This window comes from Streptococcus sp. 20925_1_22 (assembly GCF_041431685.1).
GTDB lineage: Bacteria > Bacillota > Bacilli > Lactobacillales > Streptococcaceae > Streptococcus.
Window position 1 is genome coordinate 129,196 of sequence record NZ_JAPVYE010000005.1, and the last position, 16,928, is coordinate 146,123.

Below are 16,928 nucleotides of genomic sequence, written 5' to 3' on the forward strand. Positions count from 1 at the left end.
GAGAACCCTCGCATGTTTTTTTGATTGTGCAAAAACTTCCCATATCCCTTTGGAATCCTTGCTAAATCATGCTATAATTGACTTATGAACGAAGCAAAACTAAAAGACGGAGAACGCGTCAACCAGCTCTTTTCGACGGATGTCAAGATTATTCAAAACAGTGAGGTCTTCAGCTATTCAGTAGACAGCGTGCTGCTTTCCCGCTTTCCCAAGCTGCCTCAGCGGGGTCTAATCGTTGATCTCTGTGCTGGAAATGGCGCTGTTGGACTTTTTGCCAGCACTCGCACCAAGGCCAAGATTCTAGCAGTCGAGATCCAGGAACGCCTGGCAGACATGGCCGAGCGCTCCATTGAGCTCAATGATTTGACTCAGCAAATGCAGGTCATTCAGGACGATTTGAAAAACCTAGGACGCTATATCACTGGCAGCAAGGTTGATATGATTCTCTGCAATCCGCCATATTTCAAGGTTGACAAGAAATCCAATCTCAATGAAAGCCAGCACTACCTTTTAGCCCGCCATGAAATTTCAACCAATCTGGAAGAGATTTGCAAGATCGCCCAGCGAATCCTCAAATCCAATGGTCGCCTTGCTATGGTTCATCGACCAGAACGATTTTTAGATATTTTAGATACCATGCAAGCCCACAACCTGGCTCCCAAGCGCATCCAGTTTGTCTATCCAAAGCTGGGTAAAGAGGCCAATATGCTGCTTATCGAAGCTATTAAAGATGGTTCCCGCGATGGTCTCAAAATCCTGCCCCCTCTCTTTATTCACAATCAGGACGGCAGCTACACTCCGGAGATTCACGAGATTTACTATGGAAAATAAAGCCTATATGTACGTGCTTAAATGTAGGGACGGCTCCCTCTATACCGGCTACACAACAGATGTCCAAGCCCGACTCAAAAAACATCAGGCTGGCAAAGGTGCTAAATACACTCGCGCTCGACTGCCAGTTACCTTACTTTACCAAGAGGAACACCCTAGCAAGCCGGCTGCCATGTCGGCTGAAGCACTCTTTAAAAAGAAAACTAGACAAGCCAAACTGGCTTACATCAAAGAAAGGACTCAAAATGCCTGAAATCCAGTTTAAAGGCGACTTTCATCATATCGAAATTTCCCCAGATGCCCAGCTTGATATCGGCCAAGATGTCATCTTCCAATCTTTTACTAGCCTAAATGTAGCAAGTGGCGCACAACTCAAGCTAGGAACCCGGGTTTTCTTTAACGACCACTGCACTGTCCGCTGTCAGCACTCTATCGAAATCGGCAAGGACACCATGTTTGGTGATGGCGTCCGTATTTTTGACCACAATCATCAGTATTCTAATTACCATATCGAGAAGATTGATTATAGTGTTGCGCCAGTCAAGATTGGAGCTAACTGCTGGATTGGGGCCAATACTGTGATTCTCAAAGGTGTGACCATTGGTGATAATGTCATCATTGGAGCCAACAGCTTGATTTTCCAAGATATTCCCAGCAACTCTATCGCTATGAGCAAGGAAGAGCTTAGCATCAAGGAGCGTCCACAGGGCAATTTCCATGCCTTTACGCTGACGGCTTCTGATACTTTGGAACAACTGGCCTATTTAGCAGAAAATCTGCCAGAATTAGAATTTCACATAGCTGCTAAGACCAATATTTCTCCTTACTTGGCTAGCTTTAAGGACTATCCCAATATCAACCTCTACACCAATATCCACCAGGATGACTTTATTGAAGACTTGCTCGATAGGGCGGATATTTACTTGGATATCAATCACTGGGGAGAGGTCGACCAGATTGTTCAAAGAGCTATCAGCAAGGGGAAGCCAGTTTTAGCTTTCAGCCAAACTGCCCACCAGCCTGAAGAAAATACTTTACTTTTCGAATCGGACCAACCCCAGCAAATGGCTGATGAAATACGAAAATTAATGCAAGAAAAGTCTAGGACATAAAGATCCTAGACTTTTCTTTTGCAGTCGATATGTATTTTATTAACTTTATTCACCAGCAATTCCATTTGGAATGATAACTTCCTTGAGTAACTGCTCTTCTTCTTTGATACGGACATAGAGGGTGATACAGTAGAGCGGGAAGAGGATGAACAGAGCAAAGTAGGCATGACTGAGCAGGGCCAAGCCCACCAATTCTGGTACAACATTCAGGAAATAATTAGGGTGTTTGACATTACGAAAGAGCCAGTGGTCAACAAACTTATGATCCTTAACCAGCATGAGCTTGATGGTCCAAACTGGTCCTAAAAGCTTGGCAACAAGGTAGAGCATAAACATAGAAAAGAGCAACAAAATAGCTCCCAATAGGCTCACCAAGCCAAAAGCTGGCTTTTTCAGCAGCAATTCCAGAAAGCAAACCGCATAAAAAAGCATGTGCAGGTACTTCATGATAGTTGAGTTTTTCACCCCGTACTCCATGCCACCCTTAGCCAGAATATCCTGCTCATTCTGAGAGGATTTCCTCAAAAACACCAAACGAAAAAGCGACACAGCCACAAAAATCACTATATTGATTGTCATAAGACCTCCTAAAATTTAATAATACATTTTATTATATAAGGAATTCCGCGGCAAAGTCAAGACTGTTGTTTACAAAATCGACTAAGATATAAAAAGGCTGTGACCGGAATTTCTAGACAAAATCCCAGTCACAGCATCTATAAATTATTCATTTGAGCCAGGTTTCTCTCATCGGTCAGACATCACAAAATTTCAACATAGGTGCTGTATTTTTCCTTGACTTTCGGAGCGATATTATCGTCCGTCACAACTGCACTGAGGTTGTCCAGCCGGTAAAAAGAATAGAAAGAATAGCTGTCAAACTTGCTGTTATCGGCTACAATATATTTGCTGATGGCATTGTTAAGGATAATCGCATCGCCATTACCTTCCTCTTCATTGCTTGTCGTAACATTATGACCGTCAATGCCATTCGCCCCAATAAAGGCCTTAGAAACCTTGATTTCTTTCAAAAGATTATTGGCAAACTGACCGACAAAGGTTTGAGTCTTAGCCCGATAACGTCCGCCAATCAGAATTAAATCTAAATTGGCTCTTTCTTTTAACTTTTCAAAAATTGGCAGCGAATTGGTGACAATGCTGATATTCTTGCCATCCAAATAGTCTCCGATAAAATCCGTTGTGGTTCCTGAACCAATAAAGACCGTATCCCCGTCAGCAATCAAATCCGCACATTTACGGGCAATCTGCTTCTTCTCCTCTACATTCAGCATTTGCTTTTCTGAGTGGGAAATCTCGTTGAGGGCATTCTTGACCTTCTTATGGGCTCCGCCATGAACACGGGTCAGCATTCCCTGCTTCTCCAAGTCAATCAAATCCCGACGGATGGTCATATCCGTGACGCCCAGCATTTCTTTGAGATTTTTGACAGCAACCACACCTGTTTGATCCAGTTCTTGCAGAATGATTCTATGTCTACTTTCTTTCATTTTACATTCTCCTTTTGCTCCTGAATTTCTTACAGACTCACCTTCACTTTATTATACAACAGTTCCAGCATATAAACAAAGATTTGTGAATTTTTTTATTTTAAATAGCTGATATGTTGAATTTTGATGTCGAAATTAGTTGAAATACTTTGAATCCTGTTCTATAGCAAGAAGACCAAGAACTGTTCACAGCAGAAGTAAGGGGACTATAATTTACTTTGAAAAACAGGGCAAGTTCAATCAGCATGATTAAGGAAACTACATTGGCTCATACATATATTTCGGCAGGACTGAGAATAAGAAGATTTATTGAACAAACAAAAAGAGAGAACTTATACTCTCTCTCGACGCTAAAATTGTCGCCAACTCTAGTTAACACCTCGCTTTATTTATCACCCTTGTTACGGATAACAAAGCCGGTTTTCTTTTCGCTAGAAGTATTGCGTGGCTTCTTGTGGTCCTTGCGGTAGCGATTTTCTTTATCAAACCGCTCTTCTTTACGACCTTTCTTAAATTGGTCGCGACGGCCACCTCGGTCACGGCGATTGTCATTGTTGCGACGGTTGCTATTTCCGCCACGACCGCCCTTGCCTTTTCCGCCAAAGCCACCGCCAGACGGTTTAAATGGCAATGGTTTTTCACGGGCAATTTCTACTTCAGGAAGAGCATCTGGATCCTGCACCGTCAAGCTGAGGATATACATAGCCAGCTCTTCTGGGCTGAATTCTGCTGCCAGCTTGCGGGCATCCTTGCCGAATTTCTCAAAGTTAGAACGGATGCTTTCATCCGCAAAATCGCGTTCAATCTTCTTAAGAGCAACTTTTTTCTTAGCTTGGAAAGCTTCCTCTGCAGTCGCTGGCTTAAGGCCTTTCATACGCTTCTTGGTCAGATTTTCGATGATCTGCAGATAGCCCATTTCATTTGGCGCCACGAAAGTGATAGACTGACCTGACTTACCGGCACGACCTGTCCGGCCAATCCGGTGAACATAGCTTTCTGGATCCTGAGGAATATCATAGTTGTAGACATGGGTCACACCAGAAATGTCCAATCCACGCGCGGCTACATCTGTCGCCACCAAGACATCCAAATTGCCGTTTTTAAAGTCGCGCAGAACGCGGAGGCGCTTGCCTTGGTCCAAATCACCATGGATACCTTCTGCTCGGAAACCGCGGATTTTTAGGCCACGAGTCAGCTCGTCCACCCGACGCTTGGTCCGGCCAAAGACGATTGACAGCTCTGGCTGCTCCACGTCCATCAGGCGGGTCATGGTATCAAATTTTTCATTTTCCTTGACACGGATATAATACTGATCCACCAGCTCCGTCGTCAGCTCTTTAGCAGCAATCTTGACATGCTCAGGCTCCTTCATGAACTTGACACCGATGCGCTTGATAGCATCCGGCATGGTCGCTGAAAAGAGCAAGGTCTGACGCTCTTCTGGCACACGGGAAATGATAGACTCAATATCTTCCAAAAATCCCATGTTAAGCATTTCATCCGCTTCGTCCAAGATTAAGGTTTCAATCTGATTCAGCTTAAGTGCCTTGCGCTTTATTAAATCCAAGAGACGACCAGGTGTTCCTACGACGATATGAGCACCTGATTTGAGGGCCTTGATTTGTTTTTCGATGCTGGAGCCACCATAGACAGAACGCACCTTGACGCCCTTGCTGCGGCCAAAACGGAAAAGCTCTTCCTGACTCTGCACTGCCAATTCACGGGTTGGGGCAATAATCAAAGCCTGCACAGCAGAATTATCTGTATCAATCTTCTCCAAAGTCGGGAAGCCAAAGGCCGCTGTCTTTCCTGTCCCTGTCTGGGCCTGACCAATGACATCCTTACCTGCCATAGCAAGTGGAATCGTCTGCTCTTGAATGGGGCTTGCTTCTACAAAGCCAGCTTTTTCAATCTCTGCTAGTAATTCAGTAGATAAATGTAATTCATTAAATTTCAATGTTCTTCTTCTTTCTAAAGGCGGTGCGAAGCCACCTTATAAGGCTTTTGATACTCACCTATCGAAACATCCCAAGTTCTTTTCCCTTGCTAAATCTCGATTTTCTGAGAGTATTCGCTCTTCTCTTCATAAATATGGGCTCTCAAGTCCAGGCACTAAAAAAGCGCCGACTCGGTCGCTAGCTCCCACTGAATAGAAAAACTGTATTTCTGCAACTAATCTAGTATACCACAAAAGCACCTAAAAAGATAGGACTTGCCTGTAAAATATTTTATTAGAGCTTTCTTTTGTAAAAAATGAAAACTTGAAAATCATTTTCAAAAACATTATAATCTACAAATAAGAAAGGAGACAGGTATGAATAAATTTTTACGAGTGACTTTCATTTTACTGATCTTAGCTATGCTGGGCGCAGCTATGATCCAGATTTTCCAGCCCCTGCTATTGGGCAATGAGTCCATCTATGGCCTAGCTCCCTACTGGCAGCGGGAAATTGGTTTCTGGAATCTGGCTATTCTGCCTTTAGTCATTGCCGCCAACATAAAGTATGATTGGTTCTATCTGCGTATGACCTTGCTAGCACTGATTCTGGGCGGGCTGGGCTTTGGCACCAACCATCTGCTAGGCTATCTGGAAAAGGCGAATCAAGCGAATCTACTGGGCTGGATTGAAAATTATCTGCTCGTCTTTTGCTGGATCATCGGCTGGGGACTGGAATATCGAAAAAGACAAAAAAGTGATGAAGAGGCTTCCTAAATAGACAGCTTCTCCATCGCTTTTTTCTTCATTATGAACACTTCTCTATATTAGCCAGTAGCTCCTCGGCAAATTGACTAGTGGTCAAAGCCGGCACCCCTTCCAGCTGACTGGCAAAATCGCCTGTCACTTTTTGCTCAAAGAGAGCCTTCTCAATAGCCTTAGTCAGGAGCTGAGAGACCTCTGACCAACCAATATGATCAAAGAGCATGGCGCCCGATAAGAGAAGAGAACAGGGATTAGCCCTATTTTGACCCGCTATATCTGGCGCCGTCCCATGAGTAGCTTCAAAAATAGCATGACCGGTCTCGTAATTGATATTGGCTCCTGGCGCAATACCAATCCCGCCCACCTGAGCAGCCAAGGCATCGCTGGCATAGTCACCATTTAGATTGGTCAAGGCGACAACATCAAATTTCTCTGGATAGAGCAAAATCTGTTGCAGAAAATTATCCGCAATGATGTCCTGAATAACTAGTTTTCCAGAAGCTAGCTCGTCCACATACTCTCTTTGAGCTAGTTCATAGCCCCATTTCCGAAAACCGCCCTCTGTAAATTTCTGGATATTGCCCTTGTGGACCAGAGTCACCCGGCTCAGTCCTTTGGCTAGTGCATAGTCAATAGCCGCCCGTATCAGCCGCTCGCTTCCTTGCTTAGAGATAGGCTTAATCCCTATAGCAGAGCTTTCTGGAAAGCGAATCTTGTCAACCTGCATATCCTCCTGCAGGAAATCGATAACTTTTTTGACTGCATCCGTTCCACTCTCCCACTCAATCCCTGCATAGATGTCTTCTGTATTTTCCCGAAAAATCGTGATATCAGTCTTCTCGGGGTGCTTGAGCGGACTGGGAACTCCCTTAAAATAACGAACCGGCCGCAGACAAGCATAGAGATCCAATTCCTGTCTCAGGGCCACATTCAAGGAACGAATCCCTTCTCCGACTGGGGTTTCTAGCGGGCCCTTAATGGACACTAGATGGCTCTTAATCGTTGTCAGCGTTTCATCCGGCAGCCAGTTACCCGTCAGGTCTGCTGCTTTTTTCCCAGCCAAAACTTCCTTCCAAACAACCTTTTTCTGGCCGCCATAAGCCTTTTCCACTGCCTTATCAAAGACCAGCTGGGCATTTTCCCAGATATCAACCCCAATCCCGTCACCTTGGATGTAAGGAATAATAGGAGCATCCGGTACCAGCAACCGCCCTTTCTTAAACAAAATCTTATCTGCCATTTTATCTCCTTCCTATGGGAAGATACTCCAAACCTTGAGCACCAATATAGTTAGAACGTGGCCGAATCAGCTTATTGTTCTTGCGCTGTTCCTGAATATGGGCAATCCAGCCAGCCACCCGGCTCATAGCAAAAATCAGGGTGTAGATACTGCTGTCAATGCCCAGTACATGGTAAACCGTAGCCGAATAAAAATCGACATTCGGTATCAGGTGCTTGGCATGCTTCATATAAGCTTCAATTTCCTCTGAAAGCTGATACCAGACTTCGTCCTTGGTTCCCTGTGTCAAGTCTTTGGCCATTTTACGCAGGTATTTTTCACGCGGATCTTGGGTCTTGTAAACCCGGTGACCAAAGCCCATAATCTTCTCGTGAGAGGCCAGCTTGCGGTCTAGATAGGCCTGGCAATTTCCTTCTGCTCTAATCTCTTTCAGCATATCAAAGACACATTCATTAGCGCCGCCATGAAGCGAGCCCTTGAGCGCTCCAACAGCTGCTGTCACGCAGGAATAAATATCGGTCAAGGTTGAGGCGCAGACTCGAGCCGCAAAAGTTGAAGCATTGAGCTCATGGTCGGCATGGAGCACCAAGGCACAGTTAAAGGCTTTGACTTCAAGCTCACTCGCCTCTTGTCCTTTGAGCATATAGAGGAAATTGGCCGCAAATCCCAAATCCTCCCGTGGCTCTATCGGAGTCTGACCTGACCTCAGTCTGGCAAAAGCCGCAATAATAGTCGGCATCTTTGCCATAAGCTGGATGCTCTGCTCATAGGTCGCTTCTAGAGAAGCTTCCTCAGCATGGACATTATAAACCCCTAGAAGACTGACTGTTGAGCGCAAGACACTCATAGGATGAAGGTGCTTGCGGGACTGTATAAGGATGCACTGCTCCACCGCATCGCTAATGGCATAATTAGCTCGCAGATCTTCTTCAAAATGCTTAAGCTCAATCTGAGTCGGCAAATGCAAATGCCACAGCAGATAAATCACCTCTTCAAAACTCGCATGGTGCTCTACCAATTCAGAAATATTGTAGCCTGCATAAGACAAAGAATCATCCACAATCTGGCTAATCCTGGTATCACAGGCAATGGTATTTTTCAAACCGTCCGTCTGACTCATGCTCACACCTCCTCTAATTTCTTTCTAACGACCATGGGCAAAATCCCCCCATTTTCATAGTAACGGATATCCGCCTCTGCATCAAAGCGCAGCCGAGCTTGAAAAGCTATTTCTTCAACACCTTTCCGAGCTATCACATCAACTAGCTGACCAACTTGAGGATTCTGTGGCAGATTGATGTCGAAAGTCTCCTTGCCTGTTAAGCCCAGACTAGCCGCATTATCGCCATCTAGATACTGCAGAGGAAGAATCCCCATCATGACCAGATTGGACCGGTGGATGCGCTCAAAACTCTCTGCCAGCACCACCTTGACACCCAAAAGATTAGCCCCCTTAGCTGCCCAATCACGGCTGGAGCCCATACCGTAGTCTTTGCCAGCTAGGACAATGGTGTCAATTTGCTCTTCTTTGTAACGCATGGCCGCCTCATAAATGGATAGCAGCTCTCCTTTATAATCTGTGTAACCACCAATTTTCCCATCCGCCAGTTCGTTTTTTATTCGAATATTGGCAAAAGTCCCCCGCATCATAACCTCATGATTACCCCGACGGCTTCCATAGGAATTAAACTCTTGGTAATCCACTCCATGCTCCATCAAATAGGAAGCTGCTGGGCTGTTTCTGGCAATATTTCCTGCTGGGGAGATATGGTCTGTCGTCACCGTATCCCCAAATTTTGCCAGCACAGCAAGATTTTTCAGTGGCTGAATGACTAAATCATCAGCCAAGCCATCAAAGTAAGGTGGATTTTGAATATAGGTCGAAGCCTGATTCCACTGATAATTTTGAGAAGAGGATGTCGGAATCTGATTCCATTTTTCATTGTCATCAAACACATGGGCATATTCTTTTTCAAAAAGCTGGCGCGTCACATATTTTTGAACATAGTCAGCTACCAAGTCGTGCTCCGGCATCAAATCCATCAAATAAACTGGCTGCCCCTTTTGATCATAACCTAGCGGCTCGCTGGTCAGATCAATATTGGTATTTCCAGCTAGAGCATAGGCAACTACCAAGGGCGGACTAGCTAGGAAATTAGCCTTGACCAGTGGATTAATCCGTCCTTCAAAATTCCGATTTCCTGAAAGAACAGCACTAGCCAGCAAGTCAGTATCCGTAATCGCCTGAGCCACTTCCGGTCGGAGATCGCCTGAATTTCCAATACAAGTGGTGCAGCCATAGCCGACAAGATTGAAACCAAGCTGATCCAGATAGGACTGAAGACCACTCTTCTTGAGGTAGCCTGTGACCACCTTGCTGCCCGGAGCCAAAGAAGTCTTGACAGTCTTTGAAACCTGTAAGCCTTTTTCTACTGCTTTCTTGGCTAAAAGTCCTGCCGCCATCAGGACATAGGGATTGGATGTATTGGTACAGCTAGTAATGGCAGCGATAGCCACATGACCGGTCTTAATCGTCTCCTCATGATCAGAAAATTGGACTACTGCTGACTTTTCCAGCTCGCTCTCATCTAGACCAAAGCCTCGGACCCCCGCTTCTCTGACTAGACTAGCTTGAAACTCCTCTTTAGCAGCTGTTAATTCAATCAAATCTTGGGGACGCTTGGGGCCTGAGATGCTCGGCACAATGCTGGACAAATCTATTTCGACTACCTTGGTATAGTTCGGCTCAATCTTTTCGTCATAGAAAAGGTGATTTTTTTGAGCATAGAGATGGGTCAGCTCGATATGATCTTCTGATCGATTGGTCAGACGCATGTAATTGAGCGTTTCCTCATCTATCGGAAAATAACCACAGGTAGCACCATATTCTGGCGCCATATTAGCCACCGTTGCCCGGTCAGCCAGACTTAGATGAGACAAGCCTGGCCCAAAGAACTCGACAAATTTACCAACAACATTTTCCTGCCGCAAGATTTGCGTGACCTTTAGAGCCAAATCTGTCGCTGTCGCAATCTTAGGCAGCTTGCCCAAGAGACGAACACCAATCACCTCAGGAACCGGGAAATAAGAAGCCTCACCTAACATGGCTGCCTCGGCCTCAATCCCACCAACACCCCAGCCCAGAACACCAATACCATTGATCATGGTCGTATGGCTGTCCGTCCCAAACATGCTGTCCGGATAGAGTTGGCCATCCTTTTCAATGATGACATCACTGAGAAATTCGATATTGACCTGATGGATAATCCCAGTAGCAGGGGGAACCGCACGGTAATTATCAAATGATTTTTCTGCCCACTTGAGAAATTCGTAGCGCTCATTGTTACGGACAAACTCTTGATTCATATTGGCCTCTAGAGCTGTGTCACAGCCATAAAAGTCCACTTGAACACTGTGGTCAATAACTAAATCAACCGGAATCTCCGGATTAATCTGATTGGCCTGACCTCCCTGTCCAACAATCGCATCGCGCATACTAGCCAAATCTACTACAACAGGAACACCCGTAAAATCCTGGAGAATAACTCGGCTTGGTTTAAAAGGAACTTCTCCGCTTGGTGATTTAGCTTGATAATGCATCAAAGAAGCAATGTTATCTTTTGTTACGTCAACACCATCTTCCTTACGAAGAACACTTTCTAATAATATTCGTATAGAATAAGGAAGCTCTTCTATATCTCCTCCTAGTAGAGCTGAGGCTTTCCCAAGGTCATTATATCGGTATAATTTGCCTTTATAATTTAAATTGCTTAGGTATTCTGCCATATTTCTACCCCTCACTTATTTTAAATTGTTTTATATTATACTTTATTATGAAAATTTATGCAATAAAAATTATAATTTTTATGTTATATTTTATTACATAAAATAACAGTTTTTAAAATATAGACCAACTGTACCAATCATTTTCTTTCCTAAGTAAGAAAAAAACAAGCACCATTCTCAGTGCTTGTTATAGGTAAAATAATTTCAAATGCTTACTTCTTATTGGCTAACCATTTAAGAAGCTTGGTTAGAAGTCCCCAGATGATCAAACTAATGACAACAATATAAATCCAGGCGTTTTTATTATTAGACAAGGGCAGAGGAACATTCATACCAAAGAAACCCGTGATAACTGCGAGTACTGCCAAAAGGACCGAAATAATGGTCAAGACCGTCAAATTGTCATTCAGATTGTTATTCAGGATATTATTGTAGGAGCCAGAGAGCTGGCTGAGAACTTGAGCAATCAGATCAGTCATCGAAACGAGCTGACGAGCCTCAATCATAGCATCCTCAAACTGCTCGGTTTCTAATTCATCAAAACGTCGGTAAATGCCATGACTTTTGATATGCTCTAGGAGCATGCGATTCTGCTTAGCTGCAGCAACTAGATAGACCATAGAAGTTTCCAAGTCAGACAGAGCAAAAAGATGCTTTTTGGTAGTTGTCTGACGCAGGAGAGCATTAATCTCATCTTTACGCTTGTCCATCCGCTCAACAACCGGATAGTAAGAATTGGAGATTAACTCTAGACTAGCAAAGAGAAACTTATAGACCGATACTGGCTCATGGCACTCAGTATAGGCTTTCATCATGTCCACAACATAGGCATTGTCTTGGTTGCTGATAGTAATGAGCCGCCCCTGCTGCACTACAAAGGTCATGGGAATCGTTTCATAATATTCCTTATCTGTCGCTAGATTAAGGACATTGTAGATAAAGACAACTGTTCCATTCTCACGATTGTAGTCCATGTGAGCCCGCTCGTTCTTATCAAGCGCATACTCGATGGTCTCTTTATCAATCTCATAATCCTGATAAATCCGGGCGTTCTTTTTGAAACTATCTGAGTCAATGTTGATCCAGACAGACTGATCTTTTAGTTTTCTTTCCAAAAACATGGAGCTCCTTTCTATGAGGAACACTTAGTGCTCACAAAATTATCTTACCTTCTATCTTTTTGAATATAAATGCATGTTAATCCAATTATAAAAGTTGCCTTTTCTTTTAGTTTTCTCATTAATTGCTAATAATTTCTAATTCTTTATTTTGAAAATTGTTGCTATTTTTTTAAAAAAGGGTCAACTGTTCTCCTTCAATATCTGTTTCTGTTTCGCTTTCTATTTCTCCTAATTCAGAAATAAATTCTTTATCTTTTTTCCTATAAACGAGCTCTAAAAATTTTTTAGGACTTCGAATTGAATCGTTTAATAAGGAATTCTTAGCCAGATATAAAAATATTGAGCAAGCCTCAGCCTGGCAATTTATAGATTTGTTTGGATTAAAATTTATATCGGTAAAAGCATCGTATTGAAGAATGAAATTAGATAATTCTGTATTTTGAAATAACGCATTTACGTATAACCAGTTATAAAAATAAGTACGTGGTAGCAGAGGAAATTTTACTCCTAAAAAATCGAATTCAATTAATTTATCATTTACCTCAATTGAACGAACTTGTCTCTTTACTGCCTTGGCATCTAAATCCAAATCTTGATTTACAAGTCCATAATTCTTAAACACTTTAGAAGACTGAAATAAAGATTCTACAGAGTATTTATTACCATTACGCAATGTAAGTTGAAGATTAAAGGCACTACATTCTTTCCCAAACTCTTCTTCAGAAGCAGTGGAAACTTCTAATACTTTTAAATTCCCAAATTTTTCTTTGAATTCTTTGTGAAGAGAATGTATAGATCTTTGTTTTTGCGAAACTGAGAAACCCGGATACCAATTGAATTTTATATTCTCTTTTTTAAAACTGTTTGAACTTGATTCATATATATAGACAAATCTCTCTGCCATTCTACTCCTCCAATTCGTATAATTTTAATACTTTTCCTTGCATAATACTGTATGCTGAATTTCTCTTAAACCATTCATGAGAGTAATATATTTTTAAATTCCTTAATTCTATCTGACACAACTTTAATCTTAACACTTCATCCCTAGCTTGCTTTTTGCTACTAAAAACCAAACCTATTATTTTATCTTTCGGAATCATATCTGGAGATAAAACTTCTGCTTGATTATTGGTTGGTATATTAGGTAACATTGAGACACTACGATTAAGCCCTAGAACCTCTGTATTAAATAACTCCATAAACTTTTGGCTCCCCTTACCTATATGAGCACCTCTGTTTTTTGCAGCATTGACAGGACAAAAATATGTCTCTTCATTAATTATACTAGGCGAAATTAGCAAGACAACCCAATCATTCAAAAGCGATTCTTTTTCTTTTTCAATTGATTTTTCAAAAAAGAAAAAGTTTGGATACTCTACGGAAAGACATATCAATTCAGGGCGATTATCATAACGATGAATATCATTTAATTTCAAAAACTTGCATTCAGAGTCTCTAATCGCTTTATTAGAAATAATACCATTAGCCTCCTCATCACCAATTCCTAATATATAAGGAAGATTGGAAGACTTTGTAAAATGGCAAAGACGAGTTATGCCTTTTTTAAAAACAATTTCTTGATTCACATTAACCTTCCCCTATCCACCAAGATAAAAATTCATATCATAGTTTTGATATGTTAAAGCCAAATTAGTAGTTGCCCTAGTAATTGCAACATATAATTGTTTTGCAACTTCATTATTTTCATTATCTTCAAGATTGCTATAATCTTCTATGTATTTGCTTTTATCTATATCAAGTACTAAGACATTATCAAATTCTAAACCTTTGACTTGATTAATAGTATAAAGCTCAACATATTTATCTAAGTTCAGACCCTTTAAAATTTTTGCTATAGTTTTAAAAGAAGTTGGATCCATTAGAATAATTCCATTGCTACCTATTTTATTCGTAAAAAAATTCGAAATAATGTTTTTGTATACTTCAAAACTATTAGCCTGTTGTAATTGTGGTATTTCTCCATCTCTTCTAGACGAAACTCGGCTAATTTTTTCATCCTCTTCTTCCGTTATAAAGCCCTTTTCAATCAATATATTTGCCAAATTACTAATTTGTTTTGTATTCCTATAATTTTTAACAAAAGTCTCTTTGGATATATTATTGACACCTAATTGTTTAAAGGAAATCTTAGTTCCTAAAATTTGTTGAGCATAATCCCCTAATAAAATACAAGCTCCATTTTCCTTAGTTAAATAGGTTAAAGATTGTATCTTCGCTTTATCCATATCTTGAAATTCGTCTATAATTAAGAAATCAAACTTATCTTTATCCGGTATACGCTCCTTTCTCTCCTCTAATTTCCAAGAAATATCATCATAATCAAAATATTTAGGTGGATTCAATTGACTTCTATAATATTTATACCCTTTAAATATCCTATAAACTAACTCTCTCTCCTCTCCTTTGTTAACTGGATTTTTTCGTCCCCTTCCTGTTCTTTCAAGTTCTTGATATTCTTCTTCCGTTTTAACCATCATTCCTTGCAGCCAGGAAATCTCTTCTTTAAAAAAATCTATTTCTCTATTAAGAATTCTGCTGTCTGTATACTTTTCTATTTCTGCCAGTTTTTTTATAGAATCGTTTATACATTTTTCCTTTTCATCAACTTTTATAAAATCTAAACATTTTATTTCGTTGCCTGAATTTAATTTTCTTAACGTATTCCAAACTAGGCTATGGTATGTTGTAACAGAAATATTTCTTGGGACTTGAATCTGCAAATTCTGACATAATTGTGGTAAATGTTGTGTTTTAATTTGCTCAATGATAGGTTTATTGAAGCAAACAATCCCTATTTTTTTACTTGGATACTTTATAGCTAAATAGACTGATTTATATAAAGCCACCAAGGATTTTCCGCTTCCAGCGGCACCTAGAATAACCAAATTTTTTTCATCTGGCAAATAAAGAATTTTCGTTTGTTCTCCCGTAAGTTTCTTCATTATATCCCCCTAAACTATCATGATATTACAAAGCAAACTATTTCCTATTAGAATCACATCTTCTCTTCCAATTTAACATCTGGATATTTGTCCGCGAACCAGCGCAGGGCAAAATCGTTTTCAAAGAGGAAGACTGGCTGATCAAAGCGGTCCTTGGCTAGGATGTTACGGCTAGAAGACATACGCTCGTCCAGGTCATCTGGTGAAATCCAACGGACAGTCTTTTTGCCCATAGGATTCATAACCACTTCAGCATTGTATTCATTTTCCATGCGGTGCTTGAAGACCTCAAACTGGAGCTGACCGACAGCGCCCAGCATGTACTCGCCCGTCTGGTAGTTGGTATAAAGCTGGATGGCTCCCTCTTGCACCAGCTGCTCAATCCCCTTATGGAAGGATTTTTGCTTCATGACATTCTTGGCTGAAACCTTCATAAAAATCTCTGGAGTAAAGGTTGGCAGTGGCTCAAATTCAAACTTATTCTTGCCTACAGTCAAGGTATCACCGACCTGATAAGTCCCCGTATCATAAACCCCGATAATATCACCAGCTACAGCATTGGTCACATTTTCCCGACTTTCTGCCATAAACTGGGTAACATTAGACAGCTTAGCAGACTTGCCAGTGCGTGGCAGATTGACACTTATACCTCGCTCGAACTCGCCAGAAACGATACGAACAAAAGCGATACGGTCGCGGTGGCGCGGGTCCATATTGGCCTGAATCTTAAAGACAAAGCCTGAAAAGTCTGGGCTGAGTGGCTCGACTACCTCACCGTCTGTCTTCTTGTGGCCATGCGGTTCCGGAGCAAACTTGAGGAAGGTTTCCAGGAAAGTCTGGACGCCAAAGTTGGTCAGGGCCGATCCGAAGAAAACAGGTGTCAGCTTGCCAGCCAAAATCGCTTCTTCCGAGAATTCATTCCCAGCTTCGCTCAAGAGCTCAATGTCTTCCTTAACTTGCTCATAGAAAGGGTTAGAAGCAAACAGTTGATCTCCTTCTGCCAGAGTTGCAAAGCGCTCCTCACCCTTATAAAGCTCCAGCCGCTCATTATAGAGGTCATAAAGACCCTCAAAGCTCTTCCCCATCCCAATCGGCCAATTCATCGGGTAGCTGGCAATGCCCAAAATATCTTCTAGTTCTTCTAGCAAGTCCAAGGGCTCGCGACCGTCACGGTCCAGCTTGTTCATAAAAGTGAAGACCGGAATATTCCGATGCTTGACAACCTCAAAGAGCTTCTTGGTCTGGGCCTCAATACCCTTGGCCGAGTCAATAACCATGACCGCAGCATCCACTGCCATCAAGGTCCGATAGGTATCTTCTGAGAAGTCCTCGTGCCCCGGTGTATCCAGAATATTGACCCGCTTGCCATCGTAGTCAAACTGCATGACAGAGGAAGTCACTGAAATCCCCCGCTGCTTCTCAATATCCATCCAGTCAGACTTGGCAAAATTACCAGTTTTTTTTCCCTTGACTGTCCCAGCCTCACGAATCTCGCCCCCAAAGTAGAGCAACTGCTCCGTAATAGTCGTCTTCCCCGCGTCCGGGTGGGAGATAATGGCAAAAGTCCGGCGTTTCTTAATTTCTTCCTGTAAAGTCATCTTCTTCTCTTTCTTTCATTTAGGATAATGGTGAATCTTAGTATTTGTTTTTTTATTTTACATCG

General features: G+C 42.0%; 15 protein-coding genes. 4 read left to right on the plus strand and 11 right to left on the minus strand.

The window, feature by feature from the left end; genetic code table 11:
- Positions 1-84 precede the first annotated feature (84 nt).
- The 3 genes from O3621_RS08355 to O3621_RS08365 are packed head-to-tail and all read left to right on the plus strand — an operon-like array spanning position 85 to position 1,943.
- Positions 85-831, plus strand: a complete 747-nt coding sequence (locus tag O3621_RS08355) for a tRNA1(Val) (adenine(37)-N6)-methyltransferase (RefSeq protein ID WP_004187770.1) — start codon at positions 85-87, stop codon at positions 829-831.
- Positions 821-1,084: a GIY-YIG nuclease family protein gene (locus tag O3621_RS08360; protein ID WP_004187779.1), complete on the plus strand. Its 264-nt coding sequence runs from the start codon at positions 821-823 to the stop codon at positions 1,082-1,084. The genes O3621_RS08355 and O3621_RS08360 overlap by 11 nt, the downstream gene beginning before the upstream one ends.
- Positions 1,077-1,943: a DapH/DapD/GlmU-related protein gene (locus tag O3621_RS08365; RefSeq protein ID WP_004187782.1), complete on the plus strand. Its 867-nt coding sequence runs from the start codon at positions 1,077-1,079 to the stop codon at positions 1,941-1,943. The genes O3621_RS08360 and O3621_RS08365 overlap by 8 nt, the downstream gene beginning before the upstream one ends.
- Before the next feature lie 45 nt (positions 1,944-1,988).
- Here O3621_RS08365 and O3621_RS08370 read toward each other — a convergent pair whose 3' ends face one another.
- The 3 genes from O3621_RS08370 to O3621_RS08380 form a co-directional block, all read right to left on the minus strand.
- Positions 1,989-2,522 carry an isoprenylcysteine carboxyl methyltransferase family protein gene (locus O3621_RS08370; RefSeq protein WP_314448433.1) on the minus strand — a complete coding sequence of 178 codons (534 nt, stop codon included), beginning with the start codon at positions 2,520-2,522 and terminating at the stop codon, positions 1,989-1,991.
- A 182-nt stretch (positions 2,523-2,704) separates the two neighbouring features.
- The gene (locus tag O3621_RS08375) at positions 2,705-3,451 is read right to left on the minus strand and encodes a DeoR/GlpR family DNA-binding transcription regulator (protein ID WP_002897983.1); all 747 of its coding nucleotides are present in this window, start codon (positions 3,449-3,451) and stop codon (positions 2,705-2,707) included.
- A 385-nt stretch (positions 3,452-3,836) separates the two neighbouring features.
- Positions 3,837-5,408 (minus strand): DEAD/DEAH box helicase, encoded by a 1,572-nt coding sequence (locus tag O3621_RS08380; protein WP_371514048.1) that lies wholly within the window; start codon positions 5,406-5,408, stop codon positions 3,837-3,839.
- Positions 5,409-5,765: 357 nt separating this feature from the next.
- Here O3621_RS08380 and O3621_RS08385 point away from each other — a divergent pair, with 357 nt between their 5' ends.
- A complete protein-coding gene (locus O3621_RS08385; RefSeq protein ID WP_371514049.1) occupies positions 5,766-6,164 on the plus strand; it encodes a hypothetical protein in 399 nt (132 codons plus the stop codon).
- A gap of 31 nt (positions 6,165-6,195) precedes the next feature.
- Here the strand turns inward: O3621_RS08385 and icd are convergent, their stop codons facing one another.
- The 8 genes from icd to O3621_RS08425 form a co-directional block, all read right to left on the minus strand.
- Positions 6,196-7,392, minus strand: a complete 1,197-nt coding sequence (gene icd / locus O3621_RS08390; protein ID WP_371514050.1) for an NADP-dependent isocitrate dehydrogenase — start codon at positions 7,390-7,392, stop codon at positions 6,196-6,198.
- Between the two features lies 1 nt (position 7,393).
- Positions 7,394-8,512, minus strand: coding sequence for a citrate synthase (locus O3621_RS08395; RefSeq protein ID WP_002900853.1), 1,119 nt, complete (start codon positions 8,510-8,512; stop codon positions 7,394-7,396).
- 2 nt (positions 8,513-8,514) lie between these two features.
- On the minus strand, positions 8,515-11,178 hold the full coding sequence (gene acnA / locus O3621_RS08400; protein WP_371514051.1) for an aconitate hydratase AcnA: 2,664 nt from the start codon (positions 11,176-11,178) through the stop codon (positions 8,515-8,517).
- A gap of 212 nt (positions 11,179-11,390) precedes the next feature.
- Positions 11,391-12,299: a magnesium transporter CorA family protein gene (locus tag O3621_RS08405; RefSeq protein ID WP_314448449.1), complete on the minus strand. Its 909-nt coding sequence runs from the start codon at positions 12,297-12,299 to the stop codon at positions 11,391-11,393.
- Between the two features lie 169 nt (positions 12,300-12,468).
- On the minus strand, positions 12,469-13,203 hold the full coding sequence (locus O3621_RS08410) for a hypothetical protein (protein ID WP_314448450.1): 735 nt from the start codon (positions 13,201-13,203) through the stop codon (positions 12,469-12,471).
- Between the two features lies 1 nt (position 13,204).
- The gene (locus O3621_RS08415; RefSeq protein ID WP_125445238.1) at positions 13,205-13,888 is read right to left on the minus strand and encodes a DarT ssDNA thymidine ADP-ribosyltransferase family protein; all 684 of its coding nucleotides are present in this window, start codon (positions 13,886-13,888) and stop codon (positions 13,205-13,207) included.
- 12 nt (positions 13,889-13,900) lie between these two features.
- Entirely contained in the window at positions 13,901-15,265 is a 1,365-nt protein-coding gene (locus tag O3621_RS08420; RefSeq protein ID WP_125445239.1) for a UvrD-helicase domain-containing protein, read from the minus strand.
- Between the two features lie 53 nt (positions 15,266-15,318).
- Positions 15,319-16,863 (minus strand): peptide chain release factor 3, encoded by a 1,545-nt coding sequence (locus O3621_RS08425; RefSeq protein WP_371514052.1) that lies wholly within the window; start codon positions 16,861-16,863, stop codon positions 15,319-15,321.
- Positions 16,864-16,928: the final 65 nt, after the last annotated feature.